A 24660-nucleotide genomic window follows, 5' to 3' on the forward strand; every position below is an offset into this window, starting at 1 on the left:
TAGCAAAATCACCAACTAAAACTGTTCGGTCACAATGCAATCATATTTTTGCATCAATCGTGGCATTTTGTAAACTAGAAACATTGAGTGTAAAAGCACAACTTAACCACTTTGCACTCAAATATAAATTACTTGTGCGGTCAAATCAAATAGCTTTTGAAGAGCTTAGGCGATTAAAATGTTTATGACCTGTGCGTAAGGTGAGTTATAAATACGAAAGTTTTGTGCTGTAGTGTGTGTAGTGGTCTTGATTGGTAAAGTTGCTAAAGAGAGCTTTCACTCCAGTCTTGTTACACCGGGTATTTGTTGAGTGGCAGGGAGTGAGGTTGAGCTGGTTGGTCTTTCCATTCGTATAATAAAGATGTGGTGATTGGGCATGTTTGGCTGCACTGGGCAGTGCAGCCTGTTGAGATATTGCGTGCTTGAACTTGGCCCTTATTAATGAAGTGCTGCAGCATGCATTGCACTTGCTTAGGCTCGGTTTGAAAGCAAATCACTATTTCTTTTAAGGTTGCATAACCGTGTGTTCGTAAGTATTTTTTTAACCTTGATAAGGTGATCATGCTTATTTCCTGAATATTCTGTGTGAATATTATTTTCTCACTTTAATTGCAGCAGTCTGATTTGGATTTATTAATGTTAATTGGTGCCGGTTGCGTTAAATCGACCGTATTGCGCTTAGACCATTGTATTAATCCGAAAATAGAGAACCCTTGAAAGAGGATTAAACCGATGATCCAGGCACTGGAGGACGTTGGGTGCATTGAGAAACTTCCTGCTTGATAAGTGATTACCGCAAGCGAGTAGGCAGTGCTTGCCCCCCAATAGGTTGAAAGATAAGCCCAGCCACGCCCAATTTCCCGGGAGAGCGCGCCGATTGTGGCAATGCATGGGATATATAGCAAAGCGAAAACAAGATAAGCAAAGACTGCGATGGGGCTACCAAAAAAATGAACCATCTGGCCCATGGCACTGGAGTCCATGTCTCCATCGGCTTTCGCTGCTTCAAAAGGATTAATAAAGGTTGCTGCATTCATGCTACTAAAGCCTGCAATCGTATCAGTAACGGCAGATTTTATCCCGCCCCAGAAGCTGAAGTTTTGATCTGTTGAAGTTGTGGAGGTTTGTTGTGAATACAATGTATTTAAGGTGCCAATAACGACTTCTTTGGCTAGTGTGCCTGTGATGAGACCGACGGTGGCAGGCCAGTTGTCTTGTTCTATGCCCATGGGCGTAAAGATGGGTGTAATTATTTTGCCGGTTTTTGAGAGAATAGAGTTGCGGCTACCGTCTGGGTCAATACTGCCATTAATGTTAATGCTATTGAGGCTGCCAATGAGGATGCACACAGGGACGATGATTTTACCGGCACGGATAACAAAGCTTTTGAGGCGGTTCCAGGTGAGCATCAGAATGCTTTTTAGGTGGGGAGCATGATAAGCAGGTAGTTCCATAATAAAAGGACTAGCATCGCCACGTAAAATTGACTTTTTCAGTAGTAAACCGGTGGTGATGGCGACGATAATGCCAAGTAAATACAGGCTGAAAACGACTAGAGCGCCGCCTTGAGTAAAAAATGCGGTTGAAAATACAGCAAAAATAGCCAGGCGTGCACCACAGGAAATAAAGGGAGCCATCATCGCTGTCATAATGCGATCGCGACGCGTCTCTAATGTCCGAGTTGCCATAATGGCTGGGACATTACAGCCAAAGCCGACGATCAAGGGAACGAATGATTTTCCTGGTAGGCCAATGGCTTGCATAAAGCGGTCCATTACAAAGGCGGCACGTGCCATATAACCAGAGTCTTCTAAAAAAGATAAGAACAAAAACATGAGGCCAATTTGGGGGATAAAGCCGGCGACGGTATCTAGGCCACTACCAAAGCCTTGGGCAGCAATGGCCGTGATCCATCTTGGTAAGCCGATATGTTGGCCCAAGTAGCTGACCCCATCAATAAAAATCGTATCGATGGTACCTTGGAATAAAGGCTGTAAGGCGCCGCCAATATTGATAGACAGTAAAAACATCCAATACATTAAAAATAGAAAAATAGGAATGCCGAGCCAGCGATTCATAACGATGTTATCTAAGCGCTGTGTTAGTGTGCGCTGTGCCTTGGATGGTCGCTGTGTAACTTGGTCGATTATGGTATTAATCTGCTGGTAGCGAGCATCGGCAATTAAAATATCCGCTTCTTCATCGGTTGTTTTTTCAATGTGCGTAATTAACTGTGTGGCCGTTAACGTGATTGCTGTGGGTAGTTGGCTATTGATGAGCGTGTCTTGTTCTAATAAACGTGTTGCCAGCCAGCGTGGTTGCTTAAGATAAAACGGGGCAATCTGATTGTTGTCAATTTGGTGAACAAGTTGGTTAATGCTTTGCTCTATTTCGGTAGAGAACAATGATTGATAACTTGATGGGCTAAAAGAATGATTAATGATGGCGGCTTTTAATTGATCGGTGCCTTGGTTTTTATTGGATACTAGCTCAATGACTGGACAGCCGAGTATTTCTGATAGTTTTTTACTGTTGATGTTGATTTTGCGTAATTTGGCGATATCCAGCATATTTAGTGCAATGATGCATGGGATGCGCATTTCTAAAAGCTGACTCGTTAAGTAGAGATTTCTTTCTAAGTTCGCCGCATCGACAATATTGATTACTAAGTCGACTTTTTCTTGGAGCAAATATTCACAGGCGATGCGCTCATCGAGTGAAGACTGCGCTGAGGCGACATTAAGAGAATAGGTGCCTGGTAGGTCAGTGAGTTGTATATCATGGTGCTGATATGCGAAAGAGCCTGTTTTTTTTTCAACAGTGACGCCTGCCCAGTTTCCTACTTTTTGTTTTGAGCCTGTTAATTGATTGAAAAGCGTTGTTTTCCCTGAATTTGGGTTGCCAAGTAGGGCGATGTGTATATGTTTCATAAAATACTTTCTAGTTCTAAAAGCGCAAGTTCTTTGCGGCGGATACACAGGGCATAATCTTTAACGATGATGTAAAGCGGATCTCCTAGTGGTGCAACGCGCTCAATGCGAAAGGTTGATCCTGGCATGATGCCCATGGAGAGCAGCTTATGGCGATAGTTTTTATCAATATTTTTACTGATTTTTTTAACCTTATAGGAAGTGCCAGCTTGTAAAGAAGAAGTATTCATAGAAATCGACTCTGGTTTTAATCTGCGAGTTTGTGATAATCAGTTTGGGTTTCATTGATACGGATTTTAGTGTAGCGACTAATTGGCAGAGAAGCAATAAGTGATAATACTTCTCATTTTTACTATGATGTTTTGTTTTATATCTATGAAATTATGTTTTAAGGTAGTTGAGTCTGATTGATATTTTTAGTTGATTGAGTCTGCTTGAAGAGGGCAAAAGTTAAATATAAAAGTTCTCGACGAGCAAGGGCTTGCTAGCGTTTATAAAATAAGGTATCATTGGCCGCCTTAGCGTAGTGTAATGATTATGAATTATTTTTTTAGGCTTCTGGAGTTGAACCAGAAATGAGTACATATAGTGCAAAGCCAGAGACGGTAAAGCGTGATTGGTTCGTCGTTGATGCAGCTGATAAAACGTTAGGCCGTATGGCAAGCGAAATCGCAAAGCGACTTCGTGGAAAACATAAGCCCGTGTATACACCACATGTAGACACTGGTGACTACATTATTGTGGTGAACGCAGACAAGGTGGCTGTGACCGGTAACAAAGCGAAAGATAAACTCTATCATCGCCATACGGGTTTCCCCGGCGGGATTAAGTCTCTTCCTTTTGATGAAGCGAAAGCAAAAAACCCTCAGCGTGTGATTGAGCTTGCTGTGAAGGGAATGTTGCCTCGTGGGCCTTTGGGACGCGCAATGTTTCGTAAACTGAAAGTGTATGCGGGTGCAGAGCATGATCATGCTGCGCAACAACCGCAGTTACTTGAGATTTAAGAGAGGGATATATGACTGTTCAAAATTATGGTACTGGCCGTCGTAAATCTTCTACTGCACGCGTCTTTGTTCGTCCAGGTACGGGTAGCATCACTGTGAACAAGCGTTCATTGGATGAGTACTTTGGTCGCGAAACAGCGCGTATGGTTGTTCGTCAGCCCTTAGAGCTCGCTGAAATGACAGAAAAGTTCGATGTTTATGTGACTGTCAGCGGTGGTGGATCAACAGGTCAATCAGGTGCGATTCGTCATGGTATCGCCCGTGCGATCGTTGATTATGATGAAGGCATGCGTTCTAAAATGCGCACAGCGGGTTTCTTGACTCGTGATGCTCGTGAAGTTGAGCGTAAGAAGGTAGGTCTTCGTAAAGCACGTCGTGCGACGCAGTTCTCTAAACGTTAAACGACTTATATTTTGTTATTAGTATGGCAGTGGCCTTATGATCACCATGTAAGCTATATAATACAAAAAGTCTGATAAAGCCCTGCTCTTTTTAAAGTGCAGGGCTTTTTATTTGAATTACTTATAGTAAGATCATTAAAATGATTTTTTTGGAGGGAGTATGGCAACGGTAACAAGTAAGCGTTCTGTCATGACGCTATATTCAAATCAAGAGTGCCCCTTTTCGCATCGTGTTCGCCATGTGTTAGCTGAAAAAGGCGCAGCTGTTGAGATTATTGAAATTGATCTTAATAACAAGCCTGAAGACTTGATTGATTTGAACCCTTATGGGCAGGCACCAACGCTGGTTGACCGAGACCTTGTTCTGTACGAATCTCGTATTATCATGGAATACTTGGATGAGCGTTTCCCTCATCCGCCGTTAATGCCTGTATATCCAGTCGCACGTGCACAAAATCGTCTGATGCTCCATCGTATTGATTATGACTGGTATACGCAGATGACAAAAATCACCTCGGGCAGTGCAACAGAAGTAAAAAAAGCACGTAAAGCATTACAGGAAAGCTTGGTATCGCTAGAACCAGTCTTTGCCGAAAAAGAGTACTTTTTAAGTGAAGAATTTACACTGGTTGATTGCAGTCTAGGCGTGTTATTGTGGCGTTTGCCGCGTTTGGGAATTGATATTCCGGTACGCTCAAAAGCGCTGAAAGCCTATTGTGATCGCTTGTTTTCTCGTGATGCATTTCAGGCAAGTTTATCTGATCTTGAACGTGAATACCGTGATTAAGGAGAACGAGTGTGGCGCTGTTACGTTCTTATTTAATTCGTTCTTGCTATGATTGGATCGTGGCCCATCAATTAACACCGTATTTATTGGTGGATGCGACCTTAGATGATGTTGATGTACCAGAAGAGTATATTGATAAAGGCAAGATTATTTTAAACCTTGCACCCGCTGCAGTGAATGACTTAGAAATAGAAGAAAGCTGTATTCATTTTTCAGCCGGGTTTGGTGGTGTTTTACGTCGTATTTATGTGCCGATTAATGCAGCATTGGCCTTGTATGCGCGTGAAAATAATATGGGCGTGTATTCACGTGATGATGGGCCTGGTATGTGGGTGAATGAAGGAGATGGTCGTGATATTGCCCCAGTACCCGAGCCGGATACTAAAAAGGCAGATAGCGCAAAAAAAGTCGATCGATCTTTCTTGCGTGTTGTAAAGTAAAACCAAAAAAGGGCAGGGTTGCTCTTTTTTGTATTTAATCGCTGCCAAATAAGGTGTTGTCAATGCTATCACAGAGGCAATGGGTAATCAGTAGGTGAGTCTCTTGAATCCGTGCGGTTTTATTGGCGCTGACACGAATTTCTAAATCTTCTTCACTTAATAGCCTAGCGACTTCACCACCATCACGACCGGTAATGGCAATGACTTTAATATTGCGTTCTTGGGCTGTTGTAATCGCAGTTAAGATATTTTTAGAGTTACCACTGGTAGTATAGGCAAGCAGAATATCCCCATTATTACCTAAGGCGCGAACTTGCTTGGAAAAAACTTGATTATAGTCATAATCATTGGCAATCGCGGTGAGTGTTGAGGTATCTGTTGTCAAGGCAATTGCTGGTAGTTCTGGCCGCTCCCGTTCATAGCGATTAAGCATTTCTGAAGAAAAATGTTGTGCATCGCCAGCAGAGCCGCCATTGCCGCAAGCGAGAACTTTATGGCCATCAATCAATGCTTGCACGATGAGGGCTGCTGCTCCTGCGATGATGGTTGGCAGCTCAGCTAAGGCCTGTTCTTTGGTTGCCATGCTTTCATGAAATTGTTGTTCTATACGCTCTATCATACTGCTTGCTTAATTTTTTAAAGTGTTAAGGTAAATAAATTAGGTTAGATGATTATGGTAATTTCTAATATCAGTCATTCATCATAGGTGATTATACCTGAAAAGCGTCTTGAATCCACTCAAGGAGAGAGCCGGTGATGGCAATGACATCAAAGCGACAGTTTGGGGTGTGGCTAAGCTTGCTGAGGTAATGACGGGCTGTTTTGATAATGCGTTGTTGTTTTTTATAATTGACAGTCGCCGCTGGGGAGCCAAATAGAGCACTCTTGCGATAGCGCACTTCAATAAAAATGAGATTTGTATGTTCTTGCATGACCAGGTCAATTTCGCCAAAACGGCAGCTATAGTTTTGTTGGAGGAGCATTAAGCCTTGTTTTTTTAGATAGCTTAGGGCATACCTTTCTGCATCTGCGCCTTTAGTGCGCACGTGAAGATAAGGCTCCAGGTTGTACAAGCGTTTGCACTTTGCCGTTTTTATAGGTGATCCAGGTTAAATCAGGGCGAATAATATTATGTTGGCTGAGGCTGAGTGTTCCGGTCATGCCGTTGAGTATATAGTTTGGATGATGCTGAATTTGATTGATATGTAGTGCAAGATCATAAGTATCTAAGCCGAGTGCGAATAACGCGTTATTGCGCAAGGAGGCGTTCCAGATCTTGCTTGCATAGGCAAGTTGATGCTGTAGTTTATTATTATTGCTTAAAGACCAGGGTGTGGTCATAATTTTTATGCCATCTAGATCACTGTTTGTTATGTTGTTGCCAGAGTAACCTGTCGATAGGCTGATGACAGGTAATTGCTCGGCAAAGTAAAACCGCAATAGTGGTTTGATTTGCATTATTTCTTGATTGAGCGCCGCAAAAAATAAGAAGTCAACGTCTTTTCTCGGTCGAGGGTGAAATTCAATGGGACTATTAAGTAAATTGCTGAGTTTTTTATAGCGTACTTGGCTTTGTTTGACTTTGAGTAAACGGCTTAAGCCATAATGAATTGCTTGAGGTGAGGAGAAGACCATGCTGTTTTTGATCTGTCCTCCTAAGGTTTGCCAGCGTACTTTAAAGGCATGGGCTATGCGCTTGCCATACGGGCTGTTGGGAGTCAGGGTAATGGCATTGTGATAGCCCTCTTGCCAGGCACGGTCAGCGGCTTGCTCAGCTTCGTATAGTGGGGAGAGGCTAAAATAATACAGATTGTGTGGATAAGGCATATCTGGGTGAGTGGCTGGTTTATTGAGAGCGAGTGTTGGCACTGGAATATTCTTATGTTGTAGCGCTTGAACTGCGCTTTTAGTAATTGGGCCGATGATCATATTTGCCCCGTCTTTTAGGGCGTGTTGATAAGCAGGATACGCGTCTTTACCGTGATTTGTATCGTAAAAGGTTAAGGTTGGGCGTGTACCTATGGACTGATAATAGGCGGTTAAAATCCCTTGTTTTATGCTGTTTGCTGCATTTTTATAAGGGCCTGCATTTGGTAGTAGCAAGGCAATTTTATCAATATGCCAAAATTGTTTGGACAATGCTGATTGAATTTCATAAGGCAGTGCATTGATAGAGAGTGTTTGTGGGAATGCTTTTTGCCATTGTTTTAGTTGCTTTTGTAATTGTTTCGGTTGTTGCTCATACGTTTTATAAATGAGTGCAAGTGCCATCCAAGCACTGGTTGGATCCCCTGGAATATTTGGATTTAATGATCGTAATGCAGTTTTTGAAAGTTGATTGACATCGTTCCAAATCATGGCTTGATTGCGGCGAATAGCGTCAGCTTGAGTAAGCCAGTGCCCTAAAGATGTCCGTGTTTTTATCGTCTCAAATATATTATTCAGTTGGCTATAGGCATGGGCTTTAAGCTCATAATATTGGCGTTTATCAAGAGGGGATAATCGTTGTGGTGATAACGTGGCCAGTGTTGTTAGGGCCTGTTTGGGGCGATGGTTAGCTAGACCAAGCTCTGTTTTCTGAAGTAAATAGGTGATGCGTGTTTCTGTGGGTAATTGTTGTGGATTGATCAGCTCGAAGAGGGCGTGGGCCTGCTTATAGCGCTTTTTTTCAATTAAGTGAGTGGCACTACTTAACAGCTCGACTGAGCTGCTGTGAGCTGGTGATTGAGCATGGCCATAATTGCTGATGAATAAGCTTAATAGGCTGATGCTAAGAATGGTAATAGCGATGAATAGGGCAGAACGCAAAGGAGTAACATTCATGTGTCACGCACTAAATTTATGATTGATTGCTTATAGTTACACTATACCTTGAGATAACAGGCTTTGCCATGTTCTCGTTGTGTTAATTAACAGTCTAAAACGCTATAGACAGTTGTTAGTTTGCTTAAAGCGCTATAGCCCGGTAGGGCGTGGAGTGCGACAGCAAAACAGGCACCGATACATTGGCCACCCGCCTGATTAATCAATTCTATGGCCGCTTGTGCGGTACCGCCGGTGGCGATTAAATCATCGGTGAGTAAAATTTTTGCTGCGTTTGTACCTCGAAAGGCATCTTGATGAATTTCGAGTGTGTCGGAGCCATACTCAAGCTCGTAGTGGCTTTGATAGGTTTGGCTGGGTAGTTTTCCCGGTTTACGTATAGGGACAAAGCCTGCATTGAGTTTATAGGCTAAAATGGCAGCGAAGATAAAACCACGGCTTTCTATGCCAGCGACAAAGTCGATGTGTTGATCTTGATAATAATCACACAGGTGGTCGATGAGTAGGGAAAATGCGGCATGATCATTGAGGAGTGTTGATATATCTTTAAATAAAATTCCGGGTTTTGGATAATCTGGGATATTGCGAATGCTATTAAATAATGTACTTTTGTCAGAGCGAGAGAGGGTTTTCATAAGGTATTTTAGCCTATAACTATAATTAACTTTAACTGTTGCGCTGTAATGATAGTTCAGCAATTTGTATGAGTGCTTCTTTGTATGTGCTAGGTGGCAGTGGCTTTAAAGCATGAATGGCAAGCGAGGCTTGCTGATATGCCTGATCTCTAGCGTAGTCCAGTGCACCGGTATTTTGAATGGTTTGTAGTATCTGCTCTAAATGCTCAAGTCCACCGGTGGTGATGGCCTGATGAATTTGTTGTTTGGCGTTGCCTGTGCTGTTCGCTAGCGCGTAAATCAATGGTAGTGTCGGCTTACCTTCTGCAAGGTCATCGCCGAGATTTTTGCCCATGGTGTTGCTATCGGCTGAATAATCCAGGACATCGTCAATGATTTGAAAGGCATTGCCAAGATGAAGCCCATAGTGACCTAAGGCGTTTTCTATCTTACTGTCTTGGTGATTAATAATAGCGCCTAACTTACAGGCGGCGGCAAATAGTGTGGCGGTTTTACGTTCGATGACTTGATAGTAGTCTTGTTCTGAGGTCTCTGGGTTATTGCAGTGCATGAGCTGAAGCACTTCGCCTTCGGCAATTTGATTGGTTGCATTGGCAAGGACTTGCATCACTTGCATGATGCTAACCTCTGTCATGAGCTGAAAAGCGCGTGAATAGAGGAAATCACCGACGAGAATGCTCGCCGCATTACCCCAGACTAAGTTTGCTGTTTTATTACCACGGCGCAGGTCAGATTCATCGACCACATCATCGTGCAATAAGGTTGCATTGTGAATAAATTCAATTACCGCCGCCAGTTTGATGTGGTGGGTGCCGGTATAATTGACAGCTTTTGCTGCAAGCAGCACCAGTAAGGGGCGCAGGCGCTTACCCGTATTTGTTGTAATATAGTGGCCAATCTGGTTGACGAGTGCAACATCAGAGCTGAGGCTTTCCATGATAAGGCGGTCGGTCGCGGTTAAATCTTCTTTGACGATCTGCTTTACTTCTTTTAATGTAATTGACATACGTTATGTTCAACCAATTTATTTAGTATAGATAGTATAATCTCTGCACATGCGCTGTAATTTCGTTGTGATCGCTAAACTGCTGTTACAGACGGCAGGCCACTTAATTTAAGCTATGGTAACGAGCTCAGTGGAAAAAGGAAAGGGGGTTGTATCCTTTTTAGATATCCTATAGAATGGCTTCGCTTAAATATTTAGAAATTTTGATGTGCGCTCTATATTGGTCCTCACCGAATCGAGTGTACTTCCATAGCATATATTGGAGTCTAGGGTTATGTACGCGGTCATCAAGAGCGGCGGAAAACAATATCGAGTGAAAGAGGGACAAATCCTCAAAATCGAGAAAATTGAAAACGATCAAGGCTCAAATGTTGAGTTTGATCAGGTGTTGATGGTTGGTGAAGGCGATAGCCTTAAAGTAGGTACGCCAATTGTTGAAAATGCAAAAGTGACGGCTGAGGTTTTAGAGCACGCGAAAGGCCGTAAAATTCAGATTATTAAATTCCGTCGTCGTAAAAACTCACGTCGTCAGATGGGTCACCGCCAGTGGTATACAGCGGTTAAGATCACAGGAATTCAAGGTTAACTTTAAGAGGTAGTTTGTCATGGCAACTAAAAAAGCCGGTGGTAGTACCCGGAACGGCCGCGATTCGGAGTCGAAACGACTAGGTGTCAAGCGCTTTGGCGGCCAAATTGTAAAAGCAGGTAGTATTCTTGTTCGTCAACGTGGTACACGTTTTCATGCAGGAGTAGATGTTGGTTGTGGTAAAGACCACACACTGTATGCAAAAGCCGACGGCCGTGTTCAGTTTGAAGTTAAAGGCCCACACAAGCGTAAGTTTGTGAGTGTTGTTGCTGCTGAGTAAGGCAGGGTAAATTATTTTTTTAAAGGCCCCGGTTTACGGGGCTTTTGTGTTTATAATGTTTGATGTTGTCTGGGTTTAAGACCTAAAGAATGTAAGGTAAAGAAGATGAAGTTTGTCGATGAAGCGCTGATTACCGTCCATGCAGGTAAAGGGGGCAATGGGATTTGCAGCTTTCGTCGTGAAAAATATGTCGAGTATGGTGGTCCAGATGGTGGCGATGGTGGTCATGGTGGCAGTGTCTATTTAGAGGCTGATCGGGCTTATAATACCTTGGCTGATTTTCGCTTTGTGCGAAAATATGTTGCTGAAGATGGTGAAAAAGGCCAAAGCCGTAATTGTACTGGTAAATGTGGTGAAGATTTAATTTTAAAAGTACCACAAGGCACGGTCATTTTGGATGAAGAGTCAGAAGAAGCTTTAGGTGAATTAGTCAAAGATGGTGAGCGGCTGTTGGTCGCTCAAGGTGGCTACCGTGGTTTGGGTAACTTGCGTTTTAAAAGCAGTGTGAATCGTGCGCCACGTCAGTGCAGCAATGGCAGCCCAGGTGAAGTACGTAAACTAAAGTTAGAACTGAAAGTGCTTGCTGATGTTGGCTTATTAGGTTATCCAAATGCAGGTAAATCAACTTTAATTCGTGCTGTTTCTGCGGCGAAACCTAAGGTCGCTAATTACCCGTTTACAACCATGTACCCTAATTTAGGTGTTGTGCGTGTTGGTGTTAGTCAAAGTTTTGTCGTTGCTGATATTCCAGGGGTGATTGAAGGTGCGGCAGAAGGTGTGGGCCTAGGTTTACAGTTTCTGCGTCATGTGGCGCGTACACGGTTATTGTGGCATGTCGTTGATGTGAATCCAGTGGATGATGATCCAGTTGATGCAATACGAGCGATTATTACTGAGCTTGAAAAATATAGCCCTGAGCTTGCTTGTCGTGAGCGTTGGTTGGTGCTTAATAAAACAGATTTGTTGCCAGTAGATCAACAAAAAGAATGGGTCGCGCATATTCTAGAAGAATTAAACTGGCAGCAGCCTGTTTTTGAAGTTTCTGCGCTCGATGGTACCGGTACACAAGAGCTTGTGAATCAGGCAATGCAGTATCTTGAACATCATAAAAATAATGATGCAGAGCAGATCTTGGGCACGCTTGATTGAGGGGCGGCAGAACGTGGTGATGTGGTTAAATAGATATCGAGCCAAACTTAACTTAATTAAACTTAATTAACGTGAGTTCGATATAAGGTCCTATTGAAAAAGCAGCCCGTTTGCAATTAATATTTAGGTGCTCAAAGACCAAACCAATGGCTTCAGGAGAAGAAGCCATCGCTTAATATCCAGCGTAATCTATTGACCAGCTGAGTTATATCGAACTCACGTTAATTAGGTTTATGATCATTATTTAGTTTGAATATCGCTGCTAAGTGAGAAAAATATGCTTGTTTATCCTGGTTTTTTGACTCTTTAATTTTGTTGATTGAGTTGATGACTTAACTTAAGCTGGCCAAGTTTTAAAGATCCTAGCCCTCATGCCGATAACTGCTGTAGTTGCAGTTTAAATAAGCATTGGATGCGCGCATGATGTTGGGTTTGGAGAAAAGCTTACAGTTGAAAATTTATGCTGCATTGATTGGTGTACTGACTGTGACATTAATCATTTCTGGTATATTTAATTATCAAGATTATCGCTCTACTTTATTTGAGCAGCTGAGTGAGGAAATCAAGCTGGCCAGTGATCGTTTGGCACACAGTTCGGCTGAGCCACTGTGGAATGCCGATCAAGAGCAACTTGCGGCGTTATTAAAATCTGAGATGCTCTCAAAATCAGTGGCGGGTATTGCCATTAAAGCTGCAGATGAACCGCGATTTGGGTTTTATAAACAAGGTAAAAAATTAGAGCTTTTTACTCCTAAAACAAAGTTGCCTTACGAGTTAAAGAAAAAAGAAATTATTTACGATAGTGATGGCGAGTTGAGCCCACTTGGACAGCTGCTTGTTTATGTAGATAAAGGTGCGTTGATTGCTAAACTAAATTCGCGTCTGATTGCCATTATTTTTGAAATTATTATTTTAAATATTATTTTGCTGATGTGCTTATCGTTATTACTACGTCGTATTGTGATTAAGCCATTACGGCAAATTTCTGCTGCGATTAATGATATTGCTGCAGGAGAAGGTGACTTAACCCAGCGTGTTCAAGCAAATTCTGCAGATGAAATCGGTGACTTAGGGCGTGGTTTTAATTTATTTGTTGATAAGATCCATACGATTATTGCCGCTGTTTCTCATCGGGCAATCAATATTAATGGCGGCTCTGATCGCATTGAAACGATTAATAGCGAGTTGGCCGGTCATATGGATATTCAAGCCAAGCACTTAGGCTCGGTGGGGGATTCAGTTGCTGAAGTGCAGCGTTCAATTGCAAATGTAGAAAAGCTGGCAGGTGGGGCAGCAGCGAAGGCGATGCAGTCAGTTGAAACAGCAAAATCGGGTGGTACTATTGTTAAAAACAATATAGAAAGCATGCATAGCATCAGTGATGCGGTAAATAAAAGTGCAAGCAGTATTCGTACGTTGGGTGAGCTCGGTGAGTCAATTAACAGTGTTATAGAAACGATTAATACTATAGCCAGCCAAACTAATCTACTTGCTTTAAATGCGGCGATTGAAGCGGCGCGCGCTGGAGAGCAAGGGCGTGGTTTTGCTGTGGTTGCCGATGAAGTACGTAAATTGGCTATACGTACAGCGGAGGCTACAGATGAAGTGGCCCCAGTGATACGATCAATTCAGACGGAGGTGCAGCGTTCGGTCGAGCAAATGAATGAGGGAGTGAGTCGTGTCGATGCTGGGGTGAATGAGGTGACACGTGCTGGAGAGATGCTCGATGAGATTGTGATGTCAGTTACTGAGGTGACGCGGGCAACGGATGAAATTGCAGCAGCGGTATCGAAGCAAACGACCTCAACTACAGAAGTTAAAAACTTTATGCAAGAAACTCTTTCTGATATCGAACAATTAAAAGATGGAACTTATTCTGCATCAGAGTCAGCGAAAGATTTGTCTCAGGGTGCTAAACATTTAATGAAGTTGGTGAATCAGTTTACGATTGATGCTGATTTAGCCAAAGAAAAAGAATAAGATAAAAAACAGAATAAATAGTCATGAGCTAAATGGACTTAAAGTCACTTTATAGGCACGACCTGGTTCTTCATAAGCTAGCTTAGGGACTAAGTAGCCAGGTAGTTTCTCCATCATTTCTTTAATGATAGTTTTGGCCGCCTCTTTGTCTTGAATATCAAAATGGCCAGCACCTTCTACTGGGTCAAGCAAGTGCAAGTAATAAGGCAATACACCGGATTGATATAAACGATGACTGAGTTTTATTAAAACTTCACTGGAGTTATTAATACCTTTGAGGAGTAAACCTTGATTTAGAGTTGTTATCCCAGCATGCTTTAATTTTAATAAGGCTGCATTGACCTCATCATCGATTTCTTGCGGATGATTACTATGAATTACAACTGTGCTGATAAAGCGTGTATTTTTTAAAATAGTAAGAAAATCGTCGGTGATACGGCTTGGAATCATTACCGGAAAACGGCTATGAATTCTTAAATATTTTAAATGAGGCACGGCTTCAAGTTGATTGATTAGCCAAAAAAGTGTGCTGTCTTTTAAACTTAGTGGGTCACCACCACTTAGAATCACTTCGTCTATTTCGGGATGATTTTGTATATAGTTAATGGCGTTTAGCCAGCCAGCTTTACTAGGGTTATTTTGATTGTAAGGGAAGTGACGGCGAAAACAGTAACGGCAGTTCACTGGACAATTACCGCTGGTAATGAATAATACACGGTTATGATATTTATGCAGTAAGCCTGTAGTCGGATTGTAATTTCTTTCTTCTAATGGGTCAGGATTGTAGCCGAGAGTGGGAGTGGCTTCTTGGGAACTGGGTAGTACTTGTAAGAGTAAAGGATCGGTCGGGTTCGCTTTTTCTATGCGTTTAGCAAAGCTTAATGGCACAATAGTTTTAAACAGTTGATGGCCTTTTTTAGCCCCGGGTAGGTGTTGTTCGGGGTCAAGTTCTAAGTAGCTTAATAGTACTTTAGGGCATCTAAATGCATTTTTTAGTTCAGTTTGCCAATCTTGCCTCTGCACTTTCGTTGAAGAACCGTGTATTATGCTAGTCATTTATAATTTGTAGCCTATGATTTAAGTTAGTTTTATAAAGAGGTGTAAATGGCGACATATAATACCAGTGAATTTAAGGGCGGTCTAAAATTAATCATTGATAATGACCCTTGCTCGATTATTGAGAATGAATTTGTCAAGCCAGGAAAGGGGCAGGCGTTTAGTCGAGTGAAGCTGCGTAACTTGAAAACAGGCCGTGTATTAGAGCGAACTTATAAATCGGGTGAGTCGGTTGAAGCGGCGGATGTGATGGAAACGGATGTGCAGTTTTTATATAGTGATGGCGAAGAATGGCACTTCATGGAGCCCAATACTTTTGAACAATATAGTATGAATAAAGAGGGCCTTGGGGAGACTGAAAAGTGGATCAAAGGCCAAGAAGAGTGTGTCTTGACACTGTGGAATGGTCAGCCACTCTCAGTTGAGCCGCCAAAATTTGCTGAATTAGCAGTGGCGGAGACAGATCCTGGTTTAAAAGGAGATACCTCCGGCAGTGGGGGTAAACCGGCAACGCTTGAGACAGGTGCAGTTGTTCGTGTGCCATTATTTGTTCAAATTGGTGAGACAGTGAAAGTCGATACACGCAGTGGTGAATATGTTAGCCGCGTGAGTAAATAAACAGATTTAACTTAGTAATCTAGTTGATAGATGGAAAGGGCAATGGCGATTGCTCTTTTTTATTTCCATGTTGATTTTTAATGCTTGTTGTTTTAGATGAGCTTATAAATTTAAATATAGTTTATATAATGAGTAATCGTGATGACTTCATGGCAGCCTAATGCAACGATGTTAAAGCTTCAGGCACGTGCTCAGTGCCTAGCAGCTATTCGACGTTTTTTTGCAAAGCGTAGTATCTTAGAAGTTGAGACTCCACTGCTGTCTCATGCGACAGTGACGGATGTCCAATTAAGCTCTATTTCGGCAAGGCTCTCGGGCAAAACCATGTATTTACAGACCTCCCCTGAGTTTGCGATGAAGCGCTTATTAGCTGCTGGGTCTGGGTCGATTTATCAGTTATGTAAATCCTTTCGTCAAGATGAGCATGGGCGTTACCATAACCCTGAATTTACCATGTTAGAATGGTATCGTGTTGGCTTTAGCCATATTGAATTAATGGCTGAAATGGATGAATTTTTGCAATACATTTTAAAGCGAGGGCCTGCGCAGTATTTAAGTTATCAGGCGGCCTTTGAGCATTACCTTGGCTTGGATCCGCATCAAGTGGATATTGGTGAGTTAAAGTCCTGTGCAGAGAGTAAAGGTTTGCAGGTGATTGGCCTGAACCAGCTTGATAATGTAGATAAGGATACTTGGCTACAACTTTTACTCTCTGAATATATCGAGCCTTATTTAGGTGTGAATCAGCCGTGCTTTCTCTTTGATTTTCCCGCCTCCCAAGCTGCTTTAGCAAAAGTCAGTGAAAAGAGCGGTGTTCGTATTGCTGAGCGTTTTGAGGTGTATGTGAATGGTGTTGAGTTGGCGAATGGCTTTCATGAATTAACCGATATGCAGGAGCAGCGCCGACGTTTTGAGAAGGATATAGCTGAACGTCAGAGTCGTCATTTGGCCTGTGATATGCCAATAGATGAGCACTTGTTAGCCGCGCTAGCATCAGGTTTACCAGAGTGCGCTGGTGTTGCCTTGGGGGTGGATCGCCTGGTGATGCTTGCGACACAAAGTGAGCGGTTGGAGGAAATTGTTGCTTTTACTGTGGATCGGGCTTAAGGAGTTAGATTATGAGTCTTAAACCGTGGTCGCCGACACGTTGGTTTTGGGGTTTGGTGTTAGCACAAATGCTATTGTGGTTTTTATTGCCGACCTTTGTTCGTCATGTGACGCCGATGGATTCGACGGAAGGGGCGATGTGGGGGCAGTATTTAACCTGGGGCTATACACGTGATCCTTGGTTGAATGCTTGGCTCACCCGTTTAGCATTAACGATCAGTAATAATCAAGATTGGTCGATTTATTTATTTTCTCAACTTGCGGTGGGAACGGCCTTTTGGTCTGTGTGGCGCTTGGGTAAGATTATTTTATCACCTTGGCATGCATTGATTGCTGTGCTTATTTTATTCGGTGTGCAGTATTACACTATTGCGGCAGTTGATTTTAATGATAATGTCTGTGAAATTGCCTTATGGCCACTGATGGCCTTGTATTTATATCGTGCTTGCACAACGCAGCGATTAAAGCATTGGATACTTCTCGGCTTACTTTCAGGTTTAGCTCTGATGGCTAAATATTATACAGCATTGCCTCTATTAGCTATGCTGATTTTTATGTTGGCTACTGCGAAAGGACGAGCGTGTTTTAAATCTATAGGGCTTTATCTTGCTTTATTGGTTTTTATTGTAATCAGTGCTCCACATTTTATTTGGTTGCCATTTAATGACTATATAACGATAAAGTACTCTTTTGATAAGGTTGATAGCTATGCTAGTTTGTTAGACAGACATCTAGGCTATGCCTTTCATTTTTTTTTAGCACAGTTATTCACCTTTTTAGGTGCTTGTATCTTATTTGCTTTTGCCGCTATTGGTAAAAAAGGTCAGGCGAGCGAGCATGATTATTTAGTTGATTTTAATTCTGATTCTGGTTCTAACTCTGACTTTGACTCTGATAATTCTTGTAATAATAGTGATCAAAACAAAAAACAGCTTAGTCACTTTGATCAGTGTTTTTTATGGGTGGTCGGTCTTGGGCCATTTATTTTAACGTTGCTTATTTCTGTTATTTTTGGTTGGAAGTTAAATACCATGTGGGGCACGCCTTTGCAGTCATTGTGGGGGTTAGTATTGGTCGCCGTGGTACAGCCTGATTTAACTTGTGCAAAGCGAAAGCGCTTTTTAATTGCAGTGATTACTGTGAGTGCGCTTATTGGCGTGGGTTATAGCCTATCGTTAATGAGAAAAGGCTCGCATAGTAGTGCGAACTTTCCGGTGCGAGCTATTGCGGAGAAAATGACAGCAGAGTGGCATCGGCGTTATCAGACGAAGCTCTCTTATGTTGCCGGGCCAAATAAGGCGGTGAGCTATATGGCGCGTTACTCTAAAGATCGACCACGCGCTCTGATAGATTGGCAGCCTACTCGCAGTCCTTGGGTAAATATGGACGACTTTAGAGAAAAAGGAGCAGCTTTTATTTTAATAACAAAAGACTCCCCAGATCCACTTCAAGGTTTTCCTGGTAATATACGCGCTGAGTATCCGAACTTAATTGTATTACCAGTAGAAAGTATCTCATGGTTGCGAGCTAAAACGGGACAAACACCGTTTTATTATCGTTTTGCTTTTTTGCCGCCATACAATCAATAACAACTGAGTGCTACTTAAGAATGAAGATTGCGATTGTTCATCATCAATATCAATGTAAAGGTGGGATGGAGCGTTATTTATTTGATCTGATTGATGGCTTTAGAGCGGCGGGTGACACCGTTGACCTTTATGTGTATAAGAGAGATAAAAATTTAGAAATTCCAGAAGGATTAACCGTCAAGCAAACTAAGCTAGGCTGGCTACCGAGAAAATTAAAAAAGTATGTTTTTACTCTATTGATGAAGCGAGTTGAGTGGTTAGAGTATGATCTTTCAATCAGCTTAATGGCTTCTTGGGGGCAAGATTTAATGGTGTGTGGTGGTAGCCACTTAGCTTATTTACGTGATTTAAATAAAAAGCCTGGGCCTTGGGGCTGGATGCGGCTTTATTTTGAACAGCGTGGTTTTAATGAGGCAAAATATATTGTTGCTCACTCAAAGAGAATTGCAGAGGATTTGCTTGCACTTTATCCTTTAGCTGTAGATAAAGTCAAAATGCTCTACCCACCGATAGATGCTGGGCGCTTTAATCGCTTGCAATATGCTCAAAGAAAGGGGCTTAGAATAACATTTGGTTGTACTGTGGGAAAAGTAACGTTAGTTATTCCCTCAACTGGCCATAAACGTAAAGGCACCTATGAGCTCATTGAGGCGATGAAATTATTACCTGAAGAGCAGTTCGAATTACTAATTGCAGGTGATCCAATTGAAACTGTAGCCGGTAATATTCGTTCGTTAGGTTTTGTTGATGATATGCCAGGGTTGTATACGGCTGCTGACTTTATGGTATTGCCATCCCACTCTGAGCCTTTTGGTTTGGTTGTTCCAGAGGCTCTTGCTTGTGGTACACCGGTGATCATTTCGAATCGAGTCGGTGCAAAAGAGCTTATTACAGATGATTTGGGTGTGGTGATTGATGAGGTTACTCCTACTGCGATTGCTCGAGCTATCCAGCAGGCGGCACAACGAAAATTTAATATTTCTAATGCGTTTATTCATCATTATCAATTGGCAAGACAAGCACATATAGAACAATTAAAGTGTTTACTTTGACTAGGTACTTAATCTTAATAAAGGATTTAAATTTTTATGGTGTCTTTCAAAGACGTTCTCAAGATGCTAGCAACAGGTTTGCGTAATAAACTGGCTCCCTGAGCAGGGCTCGAACCTGCGACCCAATGATTAACAGTCATTTGCTCTACCAGCTGAGCTATCAGGGAATATATCTGTAAAATTGTAAGTGGCTCCCCGAGCAGGACTCGAACCTGCGACCCAATGATTAACAGTCATTTGCTCTACCAACTGAGCTATCGGGGATCTGCCAACGAGGGAAGATTTTATGTAAATCCTCTTGTAAAGTCAAGAGATTTATCCTGATTGCTGCTTAAGCGTTGGTTTTATGTTGAGAGCGCTCAAGCAGACTAAGGTATTGTATTAGTATAGTCTTGGTACTAAATGGATGTGTTGAGCTTGGTTTTATTTTTATGTTAGATGTAAGGGCTTGTATTATTTTTTGCACTAACTGTTCAGGATCTCTTATGGGGGTTAGCCATTGACTTAGTTCGTTTGTTAGAATCTCTTTTGGGCCTGAGGGGCAATCAGTAGAAACAACCGGTGTTCCTATAGCAAGTGATTCAATAATCACCGAAGGTAGGCCCTCCCAGTCAGAGCTTAAGACAGTGAGCTCTGACTGTTTAAACCATGGGTAAGGGTTGCGTTGAAAACCGGTGACGATGACTCGGTCTGATAAATGATATTGTTTTATTAAAGCGGTTAACTCGTCGTTTTCTTTCGTTAGTAAGACAAGAGTATGTTCAGTATTTAATTGTGAAAATGCTTGAAAAAGGACGTCATGGCGTTTTTGAGCAATATCAAAACGTGCAGGATGGAGGATATAGGGTGTATTTGGAATATTTGAATTGCTTTCCTGTGCCAATTTTCGAATTTGTTCAATATCAAAAGGGTTGTAAATCACTTGACTAGATTTAGGTTTGGCCTGAATATCATTGAGTAGAGTGTCTTGAGCTCCTTTAGAAACACAAATAATATTTTTATTTGTATGCTTTTTTTGGAGCTTGTTTTTGAATTTTAAAAATGCTTGAACAGATTGTTTTTTTTTGTTTTCAAGAGAATTTTTATAGTCAAAATGTAACCAGTAGTAGGTTGTTTTTTCTAGCTGGCGAGGTAGGAAAAAGCGTGGGCTGGTAAAGTTTGAAAGAATTAAATCAATATTCCCTAATTGTTTTCTAAGCTGTTTGACTTTATTTCGAATACAGAACTCTTGAATAAATTTTGGGCGCAATCGCTCAGTAAGCTTAAAGGTATGAAGTTGTACATTTTCTGGTAATGTCATTTCGATGATGTTCCTGACTAACAGAATATGACAATGATGGCCGGCTTGTTGAAACATATTGGCAGCATTTAATAAGACGCGCTCTGAACCACCACCGTGTAAGCTATCCGCGATAAAAATAATATTTAATTTCTGTGTCATTATAATCGTGCTTAAATTGTTAAAATTGTGACGTCTGAGTGATTATAAACGGCAGTTTTATTAAAGATAAAGTATGCTGCCGTTTTGTGAGAGCTTGCACTACTTTTAGCGCAATACTTGTTCTATTTGATCTAAGGCTTGGGTTAATGTTGCTTCATCAAGAGCATAAGATAAACGTAGATGTCCTGGACTACCAAAGGCGCTACCTGGCACACTGGCGACATTGGCTTTATTCAGTAATAACTCGGCAAGTTCAGAATCGCTGTTAATATCTTGTCGTTGTGCGATCACTCCTTCGACGTTGACAAAGGCATAGAAGGTTCCTTGAACGGCTAAGCAGCGCATGCCAGGAATATTATTCAGGCGGCTAGTCACTAGATCGTGACGCTTTTTAAAGGCTTTCACCATATTCTCAATACAAGATACACTTGCGCTATCTTCGAGGGCTGTACGAGCAGCTTCTTGAGCAATAGAGCATGGGTTCGATGTGCTTTGTGATTGAATCTTACGCATGGCGGTGATAGCGACTTCGGGTCCAGCGATATAACCGATGCGCCAGCCAGTCATGGCATAGCCCTTGGAGACACCATTAACGACTAAGGTACGGTCTTTTAGCTCAGGACAAGCATTGACAATATTGACAAAAGACTGATCTGACCAGCGGATATGCTCATAAATATCATCACTGATTATATTGACATGTGGATGCTTTTTTAAGACTTCAGCTAACGCTTTTAGCTCAGTTAGACTATAGTCCATACCGGTTGGATTCGAGGGGCTATTTAGAATAAAAAATTTAGTCTTAGGTGTGATGGCCTTTTCGAGCTGCTCAGCAGTAATTTTAAAGTGTTGCTCAAAGCTGGCTTCGATAATAATAGGTTTTCCTCCTGCAAGCATGACAATATCTGGATAAGATACCCAATAAGGCGCAGGAATAATGACCTCATCACCTTCATCAATTAATGCTTGAGCGATATTATATAGACTATGCTTGGCGCCGACAGAGATGATAATTTCACTAATTTGGTAATCAAGTTTATTTTCTTGTCTAAATTTATTGATAATTGCAGTTTTTAATTCAGGCGTACCATCTGGGGCGGTATACTTGGTCTTGCCTGCATGAATTGCAGCAATTGCCCCTTGCTTGATATGCTCTGGAGTGTCAAAATCAGGCTCACCGACGCTTAAATTGATAATTGGACGACCTTGAGCGCGTAATTCTTTGGCTTTAGCGTTGAGAGCAAGTGTTGGAGATGGCTTGATTTGAGCAAGGCGTGCGGCAGGCTTCATGGTGTTTTGTTCCTTAAATTTTAGAGTGTCTCATTAGTATAAAATATAGATCAACGATAGTATAAAAGAGTTTAAAGATGGCAGCAAAACAGTTTCAATTACATAGCGAATTCCAACCTGCCGGAGATCAACCCACTGCGATTGCAGGTTTAGTGGATGGCTTGCATGATGGCTTGATGCACCAAACGTTACTGGGAGTCACAGGCTCAGGTAAGACGTTTACCATGGCGAATGTCATTGAGCAGGTGCAACGGTCTACTTTGATTTTAGCGCATAACAAAACCCTTGCTGCACAGCTTTATGGCGAGATGAAAGAGTTTTTCCCAAATAATGCTGTTGAGTATTTTGTGTCTTATTATGATTATTATCAGCCTGAGGCGTATGTCCCTGCTTCTGATACATTTATTGAAAAAGATGCCTCGATTAATGCGCATATTGAGCAGATGCGTTTATCAGCGACGAAGGCACTATTAGAGCGCCCCGATGTCATTGTTATTGCCACGGTATCTGCCATTTATGGGTTGGGTGATCCACGCATGTATTTGCAAATGATGTTGCACCTTTCTTTGGGCGAGAAGATTGACCAGCGCCGTATTTTAAGGCGGTTAGCTGAGTTGCAATATACTCGCAATGATATGGCCTTTGAGCGTGGGCATTATCGCGTGCGCGGTGATGTGATTGATGTGTATCCAGCGGACTCTGATAAAGAGGCAATCCGTATTGAGTTATTCGATGATGAAGTTGATAAAATTACCCTATTTGACCCACTCACAGGTGAAATTTTAAGGAAAGTACCGCGGGCGACAATTTATCCAAAAAGCCATTATGTGACTTCGCGTGAGCGTATTTTAGAAATGATTGATCAGGTAAAAGCGGAGTTAAAAGAGCGCTTAGAAAACTTAAGGTCACATGATAAATTGGTTGAAGCGCAGCGTTTGGAACAACGCACTTTATTTGATATTGAAATGATGATAGAGCTTGGTTATTGCAGTGGTATTGAAAATTATTCACGTTATTTATCCGGGCGTGAGCCGGGCCATGCGCCCCCAACCTTTTTTGATTATCTGCCAGAGAATGCTTTGTTAGTTATTGATGAGTCGCATGTGACAGTGCCGCAGTTAGGGGCGATGTATAAAGGTGATCGTTCAAGAAAATTAAATCTCGTTGAATATGGTTTTCGTTTGCCATCGGCTTTGGATAATCGACCGATGAAATTTGATGAGTTTGAAAAATTGGCGCCACAAATGGTCTTTGTCTCGGCAACACCCGGTAAATACGAAGCGCAAATGCAGGCGTTGGTTCATGAGCAAGTGGTTAGGCCAACGGGCCTTTTGGATCCTAAAATCACGATTCGTCCGGTGGCAAGTCAGGTGGATGACGTATTATCAGAAATTAAAGTCCGAGCAAAAAAATCTGAACGTGTTTTGATTACGACCTTAACTAAAAAAATGGCAGAAAATTTGACAGAATATCTGGAAGAAAATGGCGTGAAGGTGCGTTATTTACACTCGGATATAGAAACAGTTGAGCGTGTTGAAATTATTCGTGATTTGCGCCTGGGCGTGTTTGATGTTTTGGTGGGTATTAATCTGCTTAGAGAAGGGCTGGATATTCCAGAAGTGTCATTGGTTGCTATTTTTGATGCGGATAAAGAAGGCTTTTTACGTTCTGAAAGTGCGTTGATCCAGACTATGGGGCGAGCGGCTCGTAATGTGAATGGTCAGGTGATTTTATATGCAGATAAGGTGACAGGGTCGATGGAGCGAGCGATTACTGAAACTGAGCGGCGGCGTACTAAGCAAGAAGCCTTTAATAAAGAGCATGGTATTGAGCCTAAAGGCATTAAAAAGAAAATTGCTGATGTGATGCAAGGTGCCCGTGCATCGAGCAATAGCAGGAACAAACAGCAAATTACTCTTGATGAATATGATGCAAAAGCTTTAAATAAGCGTTTAACCGCAGTTGAGCAGCAAATGTGGCAAGCAGCAAAAGAGCTTGATTTTGAAAAAGCAGCACAGCTGCGTGATGAAGTGACACGTTTGCAAGAATTAGTGAAGCGGGCTTGAAATAGCCGTTAAACTGTTCAAATTGTTTTGGTTGGCCTTTCAGATTCTATGCTTGCGTGTAGCTGCACATTATCGCGAGGGATAAATTTGGATATTATTATTCATACTCGATCTAATCGATGTCTTAATGTATTGGGAAAAAAGTAGGGATTAACCTATGTATTAACATTTCTCATCGGCTATAGTTTTCTTTTTTGCAATAAATTCGTTAATAGTAGTGGTCTTGGCGCTTCAACCCAGCATGAGGTTGAGTAGATTTGAAATCATTAAGGTAATTAAAGTTCAAGCCAAAAATGACAACAGAGCTTGTTGAAATAATAGGTTTTAGTTCAGTTAATACTCCATTACCAGCGCTGCGAGCCATGGAGTGCTAAGCACGGGGTGAGTAGGCCGAGGTAGGTTCGGGTTTTTAGCAGAGCG

General features: G+C 42.0%; 25 protein-coding genes, 2 tRNA genes and 1 pseudogene. 14 read left to right on the top strand and 14 right to left on the bottom strand.

The features are described 5' to 3' along the window. Positions 1–188, top strand: a pseudogene (locus C200_RS16020) (IS701 family transposase); the annotation flags it as partial. 102 nt (positions 189–290) lie between these two features. On the opposite strand, the gene C200_RS00280 reads toward C200_RS16020, so the two are convergent. From C200_RS00280 to C200_RS00290, 3 genes are read right to left on the bottom strand one after another with little or no spacing between them, the layout of a single operon-like run. After that, positions 291–563, bottom strand: coding sequence for a FeoC-like transcriptional regulator (locus tag C200_RS00280; protein ID WP_016210693.1), 273 nt, complete (start codon positions 561–563; stop codon positions 291–293). 42 nt (positions 564–605) lie between these two features. Further along, the gene (gene feoB, locus C200_RS00285) at positions 606–2930 is read right to left on the bottom strand and encodes a Fe(2+) transporter permease subunit FeoB (protein WP_016210692.1); all 2325 of its coding nucleotides are present in this window, start codon (positions 2928–2930) and stop codon (positions 606–608) included. Next, the gene (locus C200_RS00290; RefSeq protein ID WP_016210694.1) at positions 2927–3160 is read right to left on the bottom strand and encodes a FeoA domain-containing protein; all 234 of its coding nucleotides are present in this window, start codon (positions 3158–3160) and stop codon (positions 2927–2929) included. The genes feoB and C200_RS00290 overlap by 4 nt, the downstream gene beginning before the upstream one ends. Before the next feature lie 345 nt (positions 3161–3505). Here C200_RS00290 and rplM point away from each other — a divergent pair, with 345 nt between their 5' ends. The 4 genes from rplM to C200_RS00310 all read left to right on the top strand — a co-directional run bounded on the left by rplM (position 3506) and on the right by C200_RS00310 (position 5562). Continuing rightward, a complete protein-coding gene (gene rplM, locus C200_RS00295) occupies positions 3506–3934 on the top strand; it encodes a 50S ribosomal protein L13 (RefSeq protein ID WP_017378349.1) in 429 nt (142 codons plus the stop codon). Between the two features lie 11 nt (positions 3935–3945). Next, positions 3946–4335 carry a 30S ribosomal protein S9 gene (gene rpsI / locus C200_RS00300; RefSeq protein ID WP_016210687.1) on the top strand — a complete coding sequence of 130 codons (390 nt, stop codon included), beginning with the start codon at positions 3946–3948 and terminating at the stop codon, positions 4333–4335. Between the two features lie 160 nt (positions 4336–4495). Continuing rightward, positions 4496–5122, top strand: a complete 627-nt coding sequence (gene sspA / locus C200_RS00305) for a stringent starvation protein SspA (protein WP_032126121.1) — start codon at positions 4496–4498, stop codon at positions 5120–5122. Positions 5123–5133: 11 nt separating this feature from the next. Then, positions 5134–5562, top strand: coding sequence for a stringent starvation protein B (locus tag C200_RS00310; protein ID WP_016210689.1), 429 nt, complete (start codon positions 5134–5136; stop codon positions 5560–5562). Between the two features lie 34 nt (positions 5563–5596). Here C200_RS00310 and C200_RS00315 read toward each other — a convergent pair whose 3' ends face one another. From C200_RS00315 to C200_RS00335, 5 genes are all read right to left on the bottom strand, one after another. Further along, the gene (locus C200_RS00315) at positions 5597–6181 is read right to left on the bottom strand and encodes a phosphoheptose isomerase (RefSeq protein ID WP_016210685.1); all 585 of its coding nucleotides are present in this window, start codon (positions 6179–6181) and stop codon (positions 5597–5599) included. Positions 6182–6272: 91 nt separating this feature from the next. Then, the gene (locus C200_RS00320; protein ID WP_016210690.1) at positions 6273–6608 is read right to left on the bottom strand and encodes a YraN family protein; all 336 of its coding nucleotides are present in this window, start codon (positions 6606–6608) and stop codon (positions 6273–6275) included. Then, a complete protein-coding gene (locus C200_RS00325; protein WP_016210681.1) occupies positions 6598–8385 on the bottom strand; it encodes a penicillin-binding protein activator in 1788 nt (595 codons plus the stop codon). Before C200_RS00325 ends, C200_RS00320 begins: the two co-directional genes overlap by 11 nt. 86 nt (positions 8386–8471) lie before the next feature. Then, a complete protein-coding gene (locus C200_RS00330) occupies positions 8472–9020 on the bottom strand; it encodes an adenine phosphoribosyltransferase (protein ID WP_016210686.1) in 549 nt (182 codons plus the stop codon). 31 nt (positions 9021–9051) lie between these two features. After that, a complete protein-coding gene (locus C200_RS00335; protein WP_016210683.1) occupies positions 9052–10026 on the bottom strand; it encodes a polyprenyl synthetase family protein in 975 nt (324 codons plus the stop codon). 274 nt (positions 10027–10300) lie between these two features. Here C200_RS00335 and rplU point away from each other — a divergent pair, with 274 nt between their 5' ends. The 4 genes from rplU (at position 10301) to C200_RS00355 (ending at position 14021) form a co-directional block, all read left to right on the top strand. Next, complete coding sequence (gene rplU / locus C200_RS00340) at positions 10301–10612, top strand: 50S ribosomal protein L21 (RefSeq protein WP_032126122.1); 312 nt, start codon at positions 10301–10303, stop codon at positions 10610–10612. A 19-nt stretch (positions 10613–10631) separates the two neighbouring features. Next, complete coding sequence (rpmA, locus tag C200_RS00345) at positions 10632–10892, top strand: 50S ribosomal protein L27 (protein ID WP_016210684.1); 261 nt, start codon at positions 10632–10634, stop codon at positions 10890–10892. 105 nt (positions 10893–10997) lie between these two features. Beyond that, positions 10998–12041: an Obg family GTPase CgtA gene (gene cgtA, locus C200_RS00350; protein ID WP_016210691.1), complete on the top strand. Its 1044-nt coding sequence runs from the start codon at positions 10998–11000 to the stop codon at positions 12039–12041. Between the two features lie 420 nt (positions 12042–12461). Beyond that, positions 12462–14021 carry a methyl-accepting chemotaxis protein gene (locus C200_RS00355; RefSeq protein WP_129556623.1) on the top strand — a complete coding sequence of 520 codons (1560 nt, stop codon included), beginning with the start codon at positions 12462–12464 and terminating at the stop codon, positions 14019–14021. A gap of 21 nt (positions 14022–14042) precedes the next feature. On the opposite strand, the gene epmB is transcribed toward C200_RS00355, so the two are convergent. Further along, positions 14043–15077 (bottom strand): EF-P beta-lysylation protein EpmB, encoded by a 1035-nt coding sequence (gene epmB / locus C200_RS00360; protein ID WP_051307335.1) that lies wholly within the window; start codon positions 15075–15077, stop codon positions 14043–14045. 48 nt (positions 15078–15125) lie between these two features. On the opposite strand from epmB, the gene efp reads away from it, so the two are divergent. The 4 genes from efp to C200_RS00380 all read left to right on the top strand — a co-directional run bounded on the left by efp (position 15126) and on the right by C200_RS00380 (position 19443). Beyond that, positions 15126–15695, top strand: a complete 570-nt coding sequence (gene efp / locus C200_RS00365) for an elongation factor P (protein WP_016210643.1) — start codon at positions 15126–15128, stop codon at positions 15693–15695. Between the two features lie 141 nt (positions 15696–15836). Beyond that, positions 15837–16802 carry an elongation factor P--(R)-beta-lysine ligase gene (epmA, locus tag C200_RS00370; RefSeq protein WP_032126123.1) on the top strand — a complete coding sequence of 322 codons (966 nt, stop codon included), beginning with the start codon at positions 15837–15839 and terminating at the stop codon, positions 16800–16802. Positions 16803–16813: 11 nt separating this feature from the next. Further along, positions 16814–18391, top strand: a complete 1578-nt coding sequence (locus C200_RS00375; RefSeq protein WP_016210645.1) for a glycosyltransferase family 39 protein — start codon at positions 16814–16816, stop codon at positions 18389–18391. Positions 18392–18411: 20 nt separating this feature from the next. Then, the gene (locus tag C200_RS00380) at positions 18412–19443 is read left to right on the top strand and encodes a glycosyltransferase family 4 protein (protein ID WP_016210641.1); all 1032 of its coding nucleotides are present in this window, start codon (positions 18412–18414) and stop codon (positions 19441–19443) included. Positions 19444–19534: 91 nt separating this feature from the next. On the opposite strand, the gene C200_RS00385 is transcribed toward C200_RS00380, so the two are convergent. From C200_RS00385 to C200_RS00400, 4 genes are all read right to left on the bottom strand, one after another. Next, positions 19535–19610, bottom strand: a tRNA-Asn gene (locus C200_RS00385). 21 nt (positions 19611–19631) lie between these two features. Further along, positions 19632–19707, bottom strand: a tRNA-Asn gene (locus C200_RS00390). A 67-nt stretch (positions 19708–19774) separates the two neighbouring features. Further along, positions 19775–20884, bottom strand: a complete 1110-nt coding sequence (locus C200_RS00395) for a glycosyltransferase (protein WP_016210646.1) — start codon at positions 20882–20884, stop codon at positions 19775–19777. 105 nt (positions 20885–20989) lie between these two features. After that, positions 20990–22174: a pyridoxal phosphate-dependent aminotransferase gene (locus C200_RS00400; RefSeq protein ID WP_016210650.1), complete on the bottom strand. Its 1185-nt coding sequence runs from the start codon at positions 22172–22174 to the stop codon at positions 20990–20992. Between the two features lie 77 nt (positions 22175–22251). Here C200_RS00400 and uvrB point away from each other — a divergent pair, with 77 nt between their 5' ends. Then, positions 22252–24240, top strand: coding sequence for an excinuclease ABC subunit UvrB (uvrB, locus tag C200_RS00405; RefSeq protein WP_016210649.1), 1989 nt, complete (start codon positions 22252–22254; stop codon positions 24238–24240). Positions 24241–24448: 208 nt separating this feature from the next. On the opposite strand, the gene C200_RS15275 is transcribed toward uvrB, so the two are convergent. Next, positions 24449–24604 carry a hypothetical protein gene (locus C200_RS15275; RefSeq protein WP_016210644.1) on the bottom strand — a complete coding sequence of 52 codons (156 nt, stop codon included), beginning with the start codon at positions 24602–24604 and terminating at the stop codon, positions 24449–24451. Positions 24605–24660: the final 56 nt, after the last annotated feature.

Source organism: Piscirickettsia salmonis LF-89 = ATCC VR-1361 (assembly GCF_000297215.2).
Taxonomy (GTDB): Bacteria; Pseudomonadota; Gammaproteobacteria; order Piscirickettsiales; family Piscirickettsiaceae; genus Piscirickettsia; species Piscirickettsia salmonis.